Below are 15,632 nucleotides of genomic sequence, written 5' to 3'. Positions count from 1 at the left end.
AAAAAGAAAGGGAATTATCTGTATATTTATACAAATTTCTTCTATACTTACTTTTTCAAATAAGTTTTTAAAAACATAAAAAAGCATCTAACTTCGATGCTTTTCAAATAAGTTAAACAATCCGTTTCCGAATCGAGCTTGAAATCAAATCAATTATAATTACCATTAAAATAATACCTAATAAAATAATACCAACACGAGACCAATTCCGTGAACTCAGCGCAAAAATTAGTGGTGTACCAATCCCTCCTGCTCCAATAACCCCTAAAATTGCAGCGGATCGTACATTAATTTCAAATCTGTATAACGTATACGATAGAAAATCTGGTAACACTTGCGGTAACACCGCATACCAAAGTATTTGAAAACGGTTTGCTCCTGTTGCTAGTAACGCTTCCGTCGGTCCTTTATCTATGTTTTCAATTCCTTCTGAATATAGTTTTCCTAACATTCCAATAGAATGCAATCCTAAGGCTAATACTCCTGCAAAAGAGCCTGGACCAACAGCTTTTATAAATAAAAGAGCCATAACTAATTCAGGAAACGTACGAACAAAACTAAGTACAAATTTCCCAAATCCTGAAGTTAATTTTCCACTACTCATATTCGTTGCCGCCCAAAAAGCAAACGGAACAGATAAAAATGCAGAAATAAATGTACCTAATATCGCAATTGCCAACGTATCAATTAATCCATGTAATAAATCTTCACCATCTGGCAAAGATACATACGACCAGTCTGGATTCAATATCCCTGTCATAATTGCTTTTGTAATTTCTCCCGCCGTTTCCTTTATTCCCTCTAGCGGTACTCCTGAAAAAGCCCATATATAAACAAATGTAAGTGCTATAAAAATAAACGAGCGATACACACTCGGTTTCTTCGGTTTTGGTACGATTATCGTCGTTTTACTCATTATAATTTCTCCCGCAACAATGTACTTACATAATCAATTACCAATACAACAACAAGAGTATAGATGATAATAGATGCAGTTTGTTGATATTGTAAAAATCCAAGTGTACGATCATAATATAGTCCAATACCACCTGCTCCTACTAAACCTAGGACAGCCGCTGCCCGTACATTCACCTCAAATGTATATAGTACATAGGAAACAAAGTGTGCTTTTACTTGTGGAATGACTCCATAAACAATCCATTGCACCTTATTAGCCCCTACAGCTGTCATCGCTTCTAGTGGGCCAGGGTCAATTGATTCAATTGATTCATACAACAATTTCGCCACGAGCCCAATTGAGAAAAAAGTAAGAGCTAAAATACCCGGAAGTGGTCCTATTCCAAAAATAGCTACGAAAATTGCCGCTAATAATAAATCTGGTATCGTTCGAATAAAATTTAAAATCAATCGAGCTGGACTGTATAAAAATGTACTAGTAAACACATTACTTGCCGCAAACAGTGCAAGTGGAATAGCTAAAATCGCTCCTAAAGTCGTCCCAATAATCGCCATACGTATTGTATCTAACATTGCTGTTGTAATAACTTGAAAATAACTCCAATCTGGCGGCACCATTTCTTTTAACAAATCCATTATATTAGGAAAACCAACTACTAGCTTTGAAAATGATGCGTCGACCTGTATACTACTTCCCCACAACAGTAAAATGAATAGAATAAACGTTAACATATGTTTTAACTTACTCGGCGGCTTCGGTATCGACTTCGAATATATCGTCACATCATTCATTTAGCTGCCACCTCTAACAATTCACTTTTCTTTGCTACGTCACCATAAATTTCAGCAAACTTTTCATCCGTTGCTGCTTCTACTAAACCATCAAAAACAATTTCGCCTGCATGTAATCCAATAATACGCGTCGCATATTGCCTAGCTAAAGCAATAGAATGTAAGTTTACAATTGTTGTAATTCCAAAATCTTCATTAATTTTCTTTAAATCATCTAATACTTGCTTTGTTGTTAGCGGATCTAACGACGCAACAGGTTCATCTGCCAATATGATTTTTGCTTCTTGCGCCAATGCTCTAGCTATCGATACACGTTGTTGTTGTCCTCCTGATAATTCATCAGCACGTGCATATGCTTTTTCTAAAATATTCACTCTTTTTAACGCTTGAAATGCGAGCTCCACATCCTCTTTCGGAAACAAACCTAACGTTGTACGCAATGTCGAATGATATCCAACACGGCCAGCTAATACATTCTTCAATACTGTTGATCGCTTTACAAGGTTAAAACTTTGAAAGATCATACCAATATCCCGGCGCATACGTCGTAAATCTTTTCCTTTTGCAGCAGTAATAGACTCACCTTCAATCATGATTTCGCCTGCTGTAATCTCATGAAGACGATTTACCGATCTTAGAAGTGTAGACTTTCCAGCTCCGGACAGCCCTACCATTACAACAAACTCACCTTTTTGAATTTTCAAGTTTATATTCTTCAATCCTTTTGTACCATTTGGATACACTTTGGAGACATTTCGAAACTCTATCACACATCTTACCTACCTTCTATATATTCAAAACGGCAAACTAACTGAAAATATTCCCTTTCAGCTAGCTGCCATTTCCATATGTATTATTGCGTTTTTATTTTCTTCCCATATTCACGAACGATGTCAAATTTACTATCATCAGATTTAACATATCCTTCATGTGAATATACTTCTTTAATGATTTTGTGACCTTCCTCATTTTTTCCAATTTCAATGAAAGCATCTTGTAATTTCTTGCTCCACTCTTCATCTAAATCAGAACGTACCGAAATCGTATCGTTTGGAATTTTCTCCGTAAATTTCACTATTTTCGTTTGCTCGAATATATTCGGATAATCTTTTTTTACAATATTACGAGCATCTTGGAATACAACAGCTGCATCTACGTCACCATTTAAAAGAGCAATAAGCGACTGATCGTGACCTTTTAATGTAACAGGTTTCACATCTTTTAACGGATCAATTCCCTCTTTTAATAGAACAGCTGCAGGCCATACATACCCTGCTGATGATGTTACATCTTGATAACCAATCTTTTTACCTTTTAAATCTTTTACACTATTTATATTAGAGTCTTTTTTAACAACAAACTCAGATTTATAATAATCTACTAAATCTTTTGTAGGAGCTCCTGTTTCCTCCTCTACTCCAAAACGTTGTGCTTGTAAGATTACATTTGCAGCCTTCTTTTCATGTGCTAATACGTACGCTGTTGGCGGTAAAAATCCTACATCTACTTGCTTAGATGCCATCGCTTCTACAATTGTATTGTAGTTCGTTGAAATACTAACTTTTACAGGAATATTTAATTTATCACTTAATAGCTTTTCCAATGGTTTTGCCTTCGCCTCTAACGTATCTGCATTTTGAGAAGGAACAAATTGAACATTTAAAGTCTTCGGTACATACCCTTTTTTCGTATCTTCATTTTTATTTGCACTTGATTCCTTCGTTCCACAGCCACTTAATAACCCCGCTGCTAGTACAACTGTTGTGCTCATTGCAAAAACTTTTTTCAACATATTAATGCCTCCATTTTTCATTGTTATAAAATAACCTTTCATAAACATGAAGAAATATATCACATATTTTTACAAATAATTGATTATTTACAGAATCTTTACACATTCTATACACTCACATTAAAATTCTCTTCACATATTTGATATGATGAATTGGAAGATAACAATAGAAAAGGTGAGTCATATTGGAACAAAATCAAACTGTAACTTTAAACATCTTATTAACAAGCGATATACATGGCACTGTTTATCCTATTCACTACCAAGATAACTCCCCAGCAGAACTTGGTTTAGCTAAAATTTCTACTCTTATAAAAAAAGAACGTTCCCAAAATACAAACGTTCTTTTAATTGATAATGGCGACTTTATTCAAGGAACACCATTTACTTATCATTATGTTACATACGAAAAAAACAAAAAAAACCCAATGTCCTTATTAGCAAATTACTTACAGTATGACGCTGCAATTATCGGCAATCATGAGTTTAATTACGGGATGGGTATATTAAATAACGCTGTGACTACTGCGAACTTCCCGTACCTATCAGCAAACATTTTAGATAAAAACATAAAGAAACCTTATTTCGGAAAACCTTATATAATCAAACAGATTGAATCCAATATAAAAATTGCTATTTTAGGGGTGACAACGCACTACATTACCAATTGGGAACAACCCCATCACATTAAAGACTTACAATTTGAAGATGCATTAGAAACAACGAAAAAGTGGGTTTCTTACATTCGCAAACATGAGAAACCAGATTTACTAGTCGTAGCGTATCACGGGGGAGTTGAACGAGATTTACAAACCGGGGTACCGACTGAAGTTTTAACAGGAGAAAACCAAGGATATGCAATGTGCCATGAAATTGACGACATAGATATTTTATTAACAGGCCACCAACACCGGGAAATTGCTCACACAATGGCTAACGGTGTAACAATTTTACAGACCGGATGTAATGGAAACTCAGTTGGAAAAGTAAAAATAACATTCGAAAAAACAAAACATAAATGGGTTAAAAAAGAGAGTTCTTCTGAATTATTATCTGTACAAGGAGTTGAGGCTGACCAAGATGTACTTTCATTGGTAGCCGATTACGAAGAGAAAACACAAAAGTGGCTTGATCAACCTATTGGAATCATTCAGGGGGATATGCAAATTTCAGATGCTATGCAAACTCGTTTGCATGATCATCCTTTTATCGAATTCATAAATAAAATACAGATGGATATAGCTAATGTATCAATTTCTTGTACAAGTTTGTTCCATAATACATCTCCAGGTTTCCCGGAACATGTAACAATGCGTGACATCGTTTCTAATTATATTTATCCAAACACATTAAAAGTAATTAGAATAACTGGAGCGGATATAAAAAATGCTCTTGAACTCTCTGCTTCTTATTTCACATTAAAAACAGATGGATCCATCACCGTAAGTCCTACCTACATAGAACCAAAGCCACAACATTATAATTATGATATGTGGGAAGGGATTTCATACGTATTAAACATTTCAAAACCAATTGGTGAAAGAGTAGAATCTTTACAGTATAACAGTGCTCCTCTTAATATGAATGAAGAATATGACGTTGTAATGAATAATTATCGTGCAAGTGGCGGGGGAAATTTCTTTATGTTTCAAAACAAACCGGTAGTAAAAGATATACCCACAGATATGTCTGAACTTATCGCTAATTATATATTGGAACATAAAACGATAGAAGCAACAGTTAATAACAACTGGAAAGTTATTAAATAACGATTTTTACATATAAAAAAGATGGGCTTCGCCCATCTTTTAATTTAATTTTGCATTATCTTGCTTTTTTAAAGCTTTTAATTTCGTCGGTGTAACATCTGTACCTTCTTCATTAACAACTTTAATACCTTTAAGTTCGTTTAACATATTTTGACGAAATCCTTTTAAATATTGTTCACGTAGCGATTGACGCTCACGTTGCTCTTCTTCAGTTAAACCTTCAGCTTTTGCTTTTTTCGCTAAGAAGTTAATGCGTTCAACGAGTTCGTGATTAATCATCTCGAATCCCCCTTCTAATCAAAACTGATTATTATCATACAATAGTTACTCTTCTTTATCAAGCAATTGCTTCGTATACTCTACATATCTACGATGTACAGTCGCCTTTGAAACATTATGACCAAATCCACGTAATGTTGCTGCAATTTCTTCAAACGTGAGTTCACTTTTTCGCAAACGTACAATTTCCTCAATCGGCACTTCTTTTTTCTCTCTTCCTACACTTAAATGACGATTTTTTAAATTTTTTTCTGGACGATAACCTTTTTCTACTGCACGTTGCATACCTCGTTTAATTTTCAAATTATGAATCTTTCTTTGATATTCTTCAACAATACCAATAATATCTAATACCATTGAATCAGAATCCGACAATTGTAATTCACCATTATGTGTATGCGTATATACTTTTATGCCTTCTTTATGTAAACAATGCATTAACGCGATCTTCGCATTTCCTCTACCAAGACGCGTTTCATCTTGTATAAGTAACACATCAATTTGTTCGTCTCGAATTGTATCCAACACCTCTAATATACCGTCACGTTCAATTGTATATCCACTAGCCTGCTCTTCAATCACCTTAGTAACATTCATTTGATAGCGCTCAGCTAAATGCAATAATTCATCTTTTTGACGTAATAATGATGTTTCTTGCGCTTCTTTCGTTGTACTCACACGTGCATAAATAATTGCATTCATTTTGAACCCCTCTTTCTCCCTATTATTTCCCTATAGTGTAACATAAATCCGCCATTTGTTCGAACTTATGTTTGTAGAATGTTTTTTCACATGTTATACTTATTAATAAGAAAAACGAAAGAAAACGAGGTGTTAGAAAACATGGAAAAGTTAACGAAACGCCAGCAAGACATTCTCGACTTTATTAAGCTAAAAGTACAAGAAAAAGGATATCCACCTTCCGTACGTGAAATTGGTCAAGCAGTCGGCCTCGCTTCTAGTTCTACAGTGCACGGACATTTATCACGATTAGAAGAAAAAGGATACATTCGACGCGATCCAACAAAACCACGTGCCATTGAAATTTTAGGTGAAGACCGAATGGATACGGAAACACAATCTGTTATTCAAGTTCCAATTGTCGGAAAAGTCACTGCTGGTTTACCAATTACAGCGGTCGAAAGCGTAGAAGAACATTTCCCACTTCCAGCTAGTATTGTTGCTGGAGCAGACCAAGTGTTCATGTTACGTATTTCTGGAGATAGTATGATTGAAGCTGGTATTTTCGATGGAGATTTAGTTGTTGTTCGCCAACAGCAGTCTGCATATAATGGTGAAATTGTAGTCGCTTTAACAGAGGATAACGAAGCAACAGTTAAACGTTTCTATAAAGAAAAAGACCATTTCCGTCTACAACCAGAAAACTCTTCATTAGAACCTATCATTTTAAAACAAGTGTCAGTTATCGGGAAAGTAATTGGCGTATATCGTGATTTACATTAAAAATAACAAAAAGAAGATAATTACCTTATTTATATACGGTAATTATCTTCTTTTTGTATTTTGATAGATTTCCATGCATTCTATTTCTTATTAACGAGTTTCAATCGTCACATCTCCCGCAGCCGTTTTACCGCTAATCTTTTTACTACCATTTCCAATTGTTACATTTTTATTTTCTTCATTAAAAATTGTTACATCTCCAGCAGCACTTTGCCCAGTAATTACCGCATCTTGTGGTTTTTCCGATAAAGTAATATCTATATCTCCCGCAGTTGAACTTGCTTCTAGATTATACTTAGAATCATGATCTTGAATATTTATTTCCCCACTTGTTGTTTTTGCGGTCACTTTCCCTAATACCTTCTTAAAGTTCACCTCACCAGCTTTTGTCGATCCCTCCACATTCTTAGCCGTTACTTGTTTCAACTCTACTTCTCCAGCAAGTGTTCTAACACTTACGCTATCACTTTTCACATCACTCATTTCGATTTGTCCAGCAGATGAATTTACTTTTATATCTTGGTAAGAGCGTTCGGGCACAAGGAGAGTCAATTTAGACGTTTGAAACCTAAAATTGTAAAAAGAAAAATCAAATGAAGCACCTTTTTCTCTTTCCCCAATAATTTTTAATGTGTCACCATCTTCTGCGATACGAATCTCTTGTTTACGTACATCTCCCGATTGCTTTACATAAAAAGAAGAGTCAGGAGATTTTTGGACAATAATATCCCCGGCATCTAACTTAACTTCTATATTTTTTAATGTTTCGTTTTTAATTACATTTTCTTTATCGCCTTTTTCAGCAGTTTGTACTGCTTTTTTATATGTTTGGGAAATTCCTATTATTCCAATAATGATACAAGCGATAGCGATTAAAAATAGTTTTTTCATCATTTACTCTCCTTTTATCATTTTGAAGTTCCATATTACATATCGTACACACAATCTCTTAAACCACTTTGTACTATAAAAAGCGATAATACATAACAATAAACCTACCCCAACAAACGTTATACTAACGAAAAGATCCAACCATATAAAAGTACCCATAAATACTTTTCCAATAACGAAAAATGGTGTTACTACACTAGCAATACCACCGATCCAAAAAGAAAATATAAAAGCAATAATTGCGACTAACGGGCCTAACACAATAATAAAATTAAACAAACTAAGTCCAATCGCTGCCATAACAGCTCTTGTCACATTTGAAGTCGATGGATTTTTTTTCATTTCATCGAAGCGATACATCGCAAGTAATTCTTTCGCGATTACTTTCGGAGAACCAAGGCCCTGTATTATTTCCGATTCAGTTTTCCCCTCCTCTAGTCCAAACTGAAAGTGCTCTTCATAATCCAATAAAATATCTTGCCTCTCTTCCTCTGGTAACTTTCTAAGATAACTTGATAATTCTTTAAGAAACCCTTCTTTACTCATCCCATTCCACCCCTTCAATAATTTCTTGTACCCCTTTCGCAAAATCACGCCATTCTGTTACTAACAAATGAAATTGCGTCTCCCCTTGCTCTGTTAATTGATAATATTTACGAGGTGGCCCTTCCGTAGATTCCTTTAAATACGTTTGAAAATACCCTTCTTTCGTCAAACGACGTAATAAAGGGTATACTGACCCTTCCGATATTAAAAATTTATTAGAAATTTGCTGAACAAGTTCATAACCGTAACTATCTTTACGTTTTACAAGTGCTAATACACAAAGTTCAAGCACACCTTTTTTAAACTGAACGTTCAAGTGCCATCCTCCTTTCCTATCTTAGTACTGTTCAATACACGGTACCTGTTTTATCCATAATATACCACTTAGTATTGTTTATTGCAAGGTACTAAACTATATTTATTCCCTAAATTTAGAAAATGAACTAACGAAATCCTGAATAAGACTGCGTTATAACTAAGCAGCATTCAAAGTTTCATTTCATTTACATTAATATTAGACTTCATTCACTCTTTCCTCTTGAAAAATCCACCACAACCTTATTCACTATAGCTAATGAGAAAAAGCCCCAATACTTATCGGTATTAGGGCTTTTTCTCATTAGCTATATATGAATCGAATTCCTATTTGAGAACCTGCATATGCGACAAATACTTTAATACCATATTTTATTTCTCATCATCGTTCCCCAAGATTTTTCGCTTAACATCTGATAAATCCTTCGACAACGAACTAAATGCTTTTGCTTGTTCTTCAATGACCTGTTGATTTTTTTCAATAACTTTTTGATATTGTTCTTCGCGCTGTTCATTCTTTTTTTGCGTAGTAAACAGCATCCATACAAATAAAGCTGCGAATGCTCCTTGTTGAATCATTGAATTGAAGATTTGTTCTTCCATCGTTCTCATCTCCTTTTCAAAAATTAAAGAGAATCATACGAGTGATCCTACTCTCATATCCTTATCTCACATTAAAATGTTCTTCTTTTACCCATGTGTTTTGCCCAATATCGATATAACCATCTTTTCTTGCAAAAATCCCATATGGATAAGATCCATCCACATTTCCTTTATAATTTCCATTTGGACCATCATATGTGTTAATGCCATAACCTGCGGGATATTTTGAGTAAGCATGGAACCACTCTACTTCAAAGTGTTCTTCTTTCGCCCACGCTTCCCAACCTAGACATAACATATTTTCATTCCCACCATACCAAGCAGCATCTATAATTAAATATGGCATTTTTGTATTAATGACATGACCTGTGAACCAAGCACCTTTTCCAGGACCACTATATAAATTGATGCCCCATCCTTCTGGGTATTTAGACGTTGCAATTCCCAGTCCTTTTGGTTGTAGTGGTTTATTATTATCTTCATTAAATGCTTTGTTTATCTTCTCAATGAATTGATCCACTCTTCCTTCATCGAGCATTCGATGTGGGCAATGCTTTCCACTCCACGATTTATGTGTACGTACATTACTAATCGGTATATTGAATTGTTTCATTAACTGAGCAATAACAATTGCTGCATTATCCTCCGCCTTGTAATATCTATCCCCACCGCTTAGAGAATAGCAAATTTCCACTCCGATAGATTTACGATTACCATTTCCGTTACCATCACCTGCATGCCAAGCATTACGATCAAACGGAATACCTTGTACTGCTTCTTTGTCATCTACTGCAACATGAAACGACACTGAATTATTATTCCCAATCATATACGATATCTCATTTTCTGCTGATGCATCATTGTACGTATTATGTACTGTGATGAATTCTGGTGTCATTGTATTGGGACACTTTATACCATATTTACTTGGATCCACTAATTTTTTTCTAATTTCCATTACTGATTATCTCCTTTTTTATTTTTTATCATTTAAAATTCCACTGAATTATTAAGTACATCTAGAAACTAAATCCTCAGACAGGCCATATTCTATATAATGGGTTATGGTCCTCACATTCAAAAAAAAGAAAAAGAGCAACTTTTCACATCAGTTGCTCTTTCAAAAATCGCACTCTATATTCCGCCCAGCATTTTACAGATATTACTCTAATCTCAAGAGGTATGATAACAAGTTTTTTCATCCTACTTAATACATGCTGATTTAAAGATATTATCTTACATTAAAATGCTCTTCTTTTACCCATGTGTTTTGTCCAATATCAATGTAACCATCTTTTCTCGCAAAAACACCATATGGATAAGATCCATCCACATTTCCTTTATAATTTCCATTTGGACCATCATATGTGTTAATACCATAACCTGCGGGATATTTTGAGTAAGCATGGAACCACTGCACTTCAAAGTGTTCTTCTTTTGCCCAGGCTTCCCAACCTAAGCAAAGCATATTTTCATTCCCGCCATACCAAGCAGCATCTATAATTAAATATGGCATTTTTGTATTAATGACATGACCTGTAAACCAAGCATCTTTTCCAGGACCACTATATAAATTAATGCCCCATCCTTCTGGGTATTTAGACGTTGCAATTCCCAGCCCTTTTGGTTGTAACGGCTTATTGTCACCGCCACCAGTTCCTCCATCAAAATCTACATATTGTTTAACAATTTCAGAGTAGAAGAAATTCCCCCCGTTTTTATATCGATAACCACCATTGTAGGCAACAGCGATAGGGTTACTATATTTCACCATAGCACCGGTCGTATTTCCAAGTGATGGCGCAACAACCGTTTTAGAATACAGATCTGCCACCGGTAATGAATGCTGTTTATTGTTAGATGCTAACCAGCGAAGGTAAGCTCGTCCAAAATTATATGATTGAACAATGGCACTTAAATCTGTAATGCCATTTTTCTTCGCATCATCAAAAGCACCCTTTAAATGCTTCACTCCGTAATAAATTGAATCTTTCGGGTTTTTAATTGTATTCATTGCCCACCCTTGTGATTCACTGGATTGCATAATATCAGGTGTCGTTTCAGAATTCCCTCCACTTTCCACCATAATAATTCCAAGCACGTAAGGAACTAACTCAGGTACACCTTGTGCAGAACATTCGCTTTCTACCATTGATTGCCAACGTAACACCTGTTGTGGCAAATTCTTTGTTTTGACTGAAGCAGCTAATAAACTCATCATTAAACATCTCCTTATTTTTCTATTATTTTCGCCTGTAAAACTACTACTTTACTAAATATAACTAGAAGCTAAAGACCTATTAATCCATCAAATCACTTCATATTACTCACCTTCTTTCACACCAAAAAGAGCAACCATAAAAATAGTTGCCCTTTCGTCGAAATCTTATATTACTACTATAAATCACTTTTTCAATACTTTCTGTACACTGCATGTATCCTACAAAAAGGTAACACTAAAATCCATCTAAAAACTTGACAATCTTCCTTATTTCAGCATGTTTTCGGCGTATATAGCCTGTACTATAATGTAATTCAAACGCAATTTGCTCTAAAGTCATTCCATCAACATATTTCATTTTAAGTATTTGATGATCCAGTCCTGTAAACTTATTAATCAAAAGCTTTAAATCATACTCTTCATTCATTTTATGAGCTAATTCATATTCAATTGCTTCAATCCGCCCTTCTACCTTAGCCCCTTCCGATTCAGCGGTTAATCGTACATTTTGCAAATCACCGCTAATCCAACGCTTCAATTCGGCTTTTGATTTATCTAAGTTGTATTCTAAATAAGCAATTTCTTCTTCTAACTTCTTATAATCTTTGAGCCATTCGAACACTTACTGATTCACCCACTTCCGTTCTTTTTACAAAGTCTCTTAATACTAATTTAATAGCATGAATATGCTTATTAGCCTTTTCAATCTTTATTGCTTGTAAATCATCTAGCATTTTTTCTTATGACCTATATTTATTTAACACTTCTTGTAATCTCTCACGCTCTTCATCAGTAGACTGCACGGTTTTTCTTTCCTCTTCTAGATTTGTTGATTCATCATCTTTATATAACCAATCGGGTACAATCTCTTTTCTATTTGAATACTTCCTACCTGTCCCGTTATATTTCTTTTTCTTGCTCATTTCGAAACGTCTATCTAGTATAGCCACATCAACTAATGTTTTAACTTCTTGCTCCTTCCAATTCCTCAATATAGCCTTAATGTAGTTCCATCTTGGCGCATTCTCATCAACAGCTTTATTAATTGCATGCTGAATTAACTCCCCACTAAACAAATTACAAAAGCTCCCCAACTCTGCAATTGCAATTTCACTTAACGGAATGCCCATCCCCTTAATAAAGTTACAACTTACTTTAACCCTCTCATTGATGAATACACGAGATTCTAATTTATCCATATCATCATAATCATTATTATTTCGTTTATTAGTATTTAGTCTATTAGTATTTAGTAGTTTCTGATTTTCCTCATATGGCTTTACCACATCTTGGTTTTCCATTTGTGGCATGTCCCTTTGTGGCGTTTCGTAAATTTCCGTATCCCACCTTGTAATTTTTTTCGTATTCCCATCACGAACAGGATAACGTTTTACATAACCTAATTCTTTTAATTCCTTAAAACCTGTACGGAGCGAATCTTCTCCATCCTTAGCATGTCGAGCTAATTCACTAATATGAAAAGTCCAATCGTCTGGTAATGTAAGCGCATAGGCTAAGATTCCTTTCGCTTTCCATGACAACCTTTCATCTTTTAAACCAGTATTATTTATAACGGAATAATTACTATCTTTTTTCACTCGAATAATCCCCATACTAGCCACCTCATAAATTCTCAAAAACGGTATTCAATGTTATACTTATCTAGAGATATTTTTTCTTATAGAATCCGCTGCAACGGATTCTTTTCTTATGCATTCATTCAAAACAATCATGCTATCCATATCTATTTTCTTCTAAACCTCTCTTATTCCTCAAGTTCAACATCCACTTGAATTTCGATATTCATTGGAATTTCTTGTGTTATACGAATCACATTTTGACTCATTCCTTTTTGAATAAGCTTTCTAACCTGCTCTTTTGCATCTTCTTTTGTTTTAAATTCACTGACAGTTGGTAACCCTGCTAAACTGCTAGTAATTACTAAAATCTTTCTTTGCATGTTCTTTCCTCCTACTGAATGTCTGCCATATTTATTTGTGAGTTTTTAACTGTAATTTCTTCATTTAAAACAGTTGGAATTGAATATTCTTCATTAATCATTTGTATTGCTCTATCCAAATGATAACGTTTAATAGCTTTATAACTATTCACACCAAATTCCCGATGTAACTGACTATAAATATCTCTATATAACTTCCTTCTAAGGCCGATATCCTGATAAGAATTTGAATTTTTACCTCCCAATAACATAACACCTAAGCTTTTTACAGCCCTTGTTATCTCTTCACACTCGATAGCATAAAGCGGCGTATTTTCTCGCAAACCCTTCACCTCAGACTTTATCTCTTGTATCTGCTGAGTATGTCCTTCTAACGCAGCAAATGTTAACTTTAAAACCCCCATTGGGTCCTTTGGCACATTTTTTTGATTTTGTATATATTGCTTCATTCGTTTGAACTCTTTCATAAATTTAATTTTCATTCCAACCGCTTCTCTACTGGTATATCCCATAACAAGTAACGTGAATGCTTCTTCTGTTAAATCATATTTAGGGATTCGCCTATTCTTTGAATTAAAATAAGTGGACTCATGAAAATTTTCTCCTCCAAACTCTTCACCTACATATACAATTTGTTTTCGAACTTCCTTCAAAACGTCGAAGTGATTTTTTTTGAATATCTTCGCAATTACCAAACTATCCGTTACTACTTTGCCATTAACTTCAAATACTAATGAACTATGTACTGATGAGTCAATTAATTGCCCCATCCTCATCTCCTCCTCACTACTAATTTTGGACTATCTTTATTGCATTGAGATAATTTCGCACTACGCATAATTCTTTACTTTCTTTTTACAAATTAACTAGTTATCAGAATTTAAATTAAATACTTTGATATGAACCCTCTTATTAAATCATCATTCAATAATTCGATTATAGGGTTACATTTTAAGTAAATTTCCTCCGATTTCAATTCGCTTCATTTTCTTCAAATTCAAAAAGATATTCCAAACTATGTTCTGGAAAAAAAGTTTTCTTAATTTCAAAAGCTTCATCATAATAAAAACGAAATTTACCATTTATTTTGTCGCTCACTGTTGCGTGGCGAAGTTTCAGATGCGAAGAAATTTGTGTAATCATAATTCTTTTTCTCGCCATCTCTGCACGCAAATTCGGATACATTTACTCACCACCTGTTTTTTGTACGATATTGCGTTCATTTCCATTTAAATATAAACTCAATTTCGTATTTAGTCAACAAAAAAACGTATTTAAATACTCAATTTCGTATACTTTTCTATTTACTAACAATTTTAGTTAGGTTATGATATATACAGAAATACGCAATATCGTATACATTTTAATAAGAAAGATGGTGAAAGTAATGAAAAAAGCAGAGGTTGTAACACGCTTAATAAAAGAAGCTGGCTATAGTAAAAGAGCCTTCGCCGAAAAAATAGGTCTCCCCCCCACAACACTGCAATCCATGTTATCAAGAGGGATTGGTAAAGCATCTGTTGATAATGTCATAAAAGTTTGTAAGGGATTAGGAATCACTACTGATGATTTAGAAAGACTCGCAACTCAAGAGGACAATACTGTTAAAGAAGAAGTTTCTATTTATGAAACCATCCAAAACGATCAATCAAACATTATTTACATTCCTATCATTGGTTCTGTAGCAGCCGGTACACCCATACTCGCTGAAGAAAATATCGAAGGCTATTTACCCATGCTAAGTACATTTTTAAACAAGCGTAAAAAGTATTTTTATCTTACTGTAAAAGGCACTAGCATGAATCTCGAATTCCCTGATGGTTCTTATGTTTTAGTAGAGGAAACTCCTTATGTTGAAAACGGACAAATTGCTGTTGTAAAAGTCAATGGTTATGATGCTACCGTGAAAAAGATTTCAAAATCCGGAAGCATCATTACTTTAATACCATTGAGTAATGACCCTATCCACGAACCAAAAACTTACGACCTTTCAGCTGAAGATGTAAAAATAATTGGTCGCGTTGTACAGGCAGTAAAGAATTATTAAGTTTTAGCACAAGTGATTAAAAAAGATAAGATCAA

Annotated in this window: 20 protein-coding genes; 3 read left to right on the top strand and 17 right to left on the bottom strand. The window is 34.4% G+C overall.

Annotated elements, in window-relative coordinates:
• Window positions 1-112: 112 nt before the first annotated feature.
• From phnE (ACTFO4_RS06250) to ACTFO4_RS06235, 4 genes are all read right to left on the bottom strand, one after another.
• Window positions 113-916, bottom strand: coding sequence for a phosphonate ABC transporter, permease protein PhnE (phnE, locus tag ACTFO4_RS06250; protein ID WP_078421555.1), 804 nt, complete (start codon window positions 914-916; stop codon window positions 113-115).
• Window positions 916-1,710, bottom strand: coding sequence for a phosphonate ABC transporter, permease protein PhnE (gene phnE / locus ACTFO4_RS06245; RefSeq protein WP_001000763.1), 795 nt, complete (start codon window positions 1,708-1,710; stop codon window positions 916-918). Before phnE (ACTFO4_RS06245) ends, phnE (ACTFO4_RS06250) begins: the two co-directional genes overlap by 1 nt.
• On the bottom strand, window positions 1,707-2,480 hold the full coding sequence (phnC, locus tag ACTFO4_RS06240) for a phosphonate ABC transporter ATP-binding protein (protein ID WP_098771705.1): 774 nt from the start codon (window positions 2,478-2,480) through the stop codon (window positions 1,707-1,709). Before phnC ends, phnE (ACTFO4_RS06245) begins: the two co-directional genes overlap by 4 nt.
• 83 nt (window positions 2,481-2,563) lie before the next feature.
• Entirely contained in the window at window positions 2,564-3,502 is a 939-nt protein-coding gene (locus ACTFO4_RS06235) for a phosphate/phosphite/phosphonate ABC transporter substrate-binding protein (RefSeq protein WP_098771704.1), read from the bottom strand.
• Between the two features lie 185 nt (window positions 3,503-3,687).
• On the opposite strand from ACTFO4_RS06235, the gene ACTFO4_RS06230 reads away from it, so the two are divergent.
• Window positions 3,688-5,271 (top strand): bifunctional metallophosphatase/5'-nucleotidase, encoded by a 1,584-nt coding sequence (locus ACTFO4_RS06230; RefSeq protein ID WP_086401140.1) that lies wholly within the window; start codon window positions 3,688-3,690, stop codon window positions 5,269-5,271.
• 39 nt (window positions 5,272-5,310) lie between these two features.
• Here ACTFO4_RS06230 and ACTFO4_RS06225 read toward each other — a convergent pair whose 3' ends face one another.
• Both ACTFO4_RS06225 and ACTFO4_RS06220 read right to left on the bottom strand, forming a co-directional pair.
• On the bottom strand, window positions 5,311-5,550 hold the full coding sequence (locus ACTFO4_RS06225) for a DUF896 domain-containing protein (protein WP_000607015.1): 240 nt from the start codon (window positions 5,548-5,550) through the stop codon (window positions 5,311-5,313).
• A 45-nt stretch (window positions 5,551-5,595) separates the two neighbouring features.
• A complete protein-coding gene (locus tag ACTFO4_RS06220) occupies window positions 5,596-6,252 on the bottom strand; it encodes a YneB family resolvase-like protein (protein ID WP_000991469.1) in 657 nt (218 codons plus the stop codon).
• 141 nt (window positions 6,253-6,393) lie between these two features.
• Between ACTFO4_RS06220 and lexA the strand changes: the two genes are divergently transcribed.
• On the top strand, window positions 6,394-7,014 hold the full coding sequence (gene lexA / locus ACTFO4_RS06215) for a transcriptional repressor LexA (RefSeq protein ID WP_000413738.1): 621 nt from the start codon (window positions 6,394-6,396) through the stop codon (window positions 7,012-7,014).
• A gap of 90 nt (window positions 7,015-7,104) precedes the next feature.
• On the opposite strand, the gene ACTFO4_RS06210 is transcribed toward lexA, so the two are convergent.
• The 11 genes from ACTFO4_RS06210 to ACTFO4_RS06160 form a co-directional block, all read right to left on the bottom strand.
• The gene (locus tag ACTFO4_RS06210; protein WP_078421558.1) at window positions 7,105-7,908 is read right to left on the bottom strand and encodes a DUF4097 family beta strand repeat-containing protein; all 804 of its coding nucleotides are present in this window, start codon (window positions 7,906-7,908) and stop codon (window positions 7,105-7,107) included.
• On the bottom strand, window positions 7,909-8,451 hold the full coding sequence (locus tag ACTFO4_RS06205; RefSeq protein ID WP_000031383.1) for a DUF1700 domain-containing protein: 543 nt from the start codon (window positions 8,449-8,451) through the stop codon (window positions 7,909-7,911). It lies immediately after the preceding gene.
• Window positions 8,444-8,767, bottom strand: coding sequence for a PadR family transcriptional regulator (locus ACTFO4_RS06200; RefSeq protein ID WP_001102628.1), 324 nt, complete (start codon window positions 8,765-8,767; stop codon window positions 8,444-8,446). Before ACTFO4_RS06200 ends, ACTFO4_RS06205 begins: the two co-directional genes overlap by 8 nt.
• Before the next feature lie 371 nt (window positions 8,768-9,138).
• Entirely contained in the window at window positions 9,139-9,369 is a 231-nt protein-coding gene (locus ACTFO4_RS06195) for a BhlA/UviB family holin-like peptide (RefSeq protein ID WP_000392444.1), read from the bottom strand.
• Between the two features lie 61 nt (window positions 9,370-9,430).
• Window positions 9,431-10,327, bottom strand: a complete 897-nt coding sequence (locus ACTFO4_RS06190) for a peptidoglycan recognition protein family protein (RefSeq protein WP_000405767.1) — start codon at window positions 10,325-10,327, stop codon at window positions 9,431-9,433.
• A gap of 273 nt (window positions 10,328-10,600) precedes the next feature.
• Window positions 10,601-11,587 carry a lysozyme family protein gene (locus ACTFO4_RS06185; protein ID WP_033692154.1) on the bottom strand — a complete coding sequence of 329 codons (987 nt, stop codon included), beginning with the start codon at window positions 11,585-11,587 and terminating at the stop codon, window positions 10,601-10,603.
• A 238-nt stretch (window positions 11,588-11,825) separates the two neighbouring features.
• Window positions 11,826-12,212, bottom strand: coding sequence for a DUF1492 domain-containing protein (locus ACTFO4_RS06180; RefSeq protein WP_000464425.1), 387 nt, complete (start codon window positions 12,210-12,212; stop codon window positions 11,826-11,828).
• Window positions 12,213-12,330: 118 nt separating this feature from the next.
• Window positions 12,331-13,203, bottom strand: coding sequence for a DnaD domain protein (locus ACTFO4_RS06175; protein WP_000511420.1), 873 nt, complete (start codon window positions 13,201-13,203; stop codon window positions 12,331-12,333).
• Window positions 13,204-13,355: 152 nt separating this feature from the next.
• Window positions 13,356-13,550 carry a hypothetical protein gene (locus tag ACTFO4_RS06170; protein WP_001189065.1) on the bottom strand — a complete coding sequence of 65 codons (195 nt, stop codon included), beginning with the start codon at window positions 13,548-13,550 and terminating at the stop codon, window positions 13,356-13,358.
• Window positions 13,551-13,561: 11 nt separating this feature from the next.
• A complete protein-coding gene (locus tag ACTFO4_RS06165) occupies window positions 13,562-14,320 on the bottom strand; it encodes an ORF6C domain-containing protein (protein ID WP_061457618.1) in 759 nt (252 codons plus the stop codon).
• A gap of 202 nt (window positions 14,321-14,522) precedes the next feature.
• Window positions 14,523-14,735 (bottom strand): hypothetical protein, encoded by a 213-nt coding sequence (locus tag ACTFO4_RS06160; RefSeq protein ID WP_000283431.1) that lies wholly within the window; start codon window positions 14,733-14,735, stop codon window positions 14,523-14,525.
• A 202-nt stretch (window positions 14,736-14,937) separates the two neighbouring features.
• Here ACTFO4_RS06160 and ACTFO4_RS06155 point away from each other — a divergent pair, with 202 nt between their 5' ends.
• Complete coding sequence (locus ACTFO4_RS06155) at window positions 14,938-15,597, top strand: LexA family protein (RefSeq protein WP_011110319.1); 660 nt, start codon at window positions 14,938-14,940, stop codon at window positions 15,595-15,597.
• Window positions 15,598-15,632: the final 35 nt, after the last annotated feature.

It is taken from the genome of Bacillus cereus group sp. MYBKT14-1 (assembly GCF_051915185.1).
Taxonomy (GTDB): Bacteria; Bacillota; Bacilli; order Bacillales; family Bacillaceae_G; genus Bacillus_A; species Bacillus_A cereus.
Note: the sequence above shows the minus strand (reverse complement) of the source record. Positions and strands in the feature narration are given on the sequence as shown.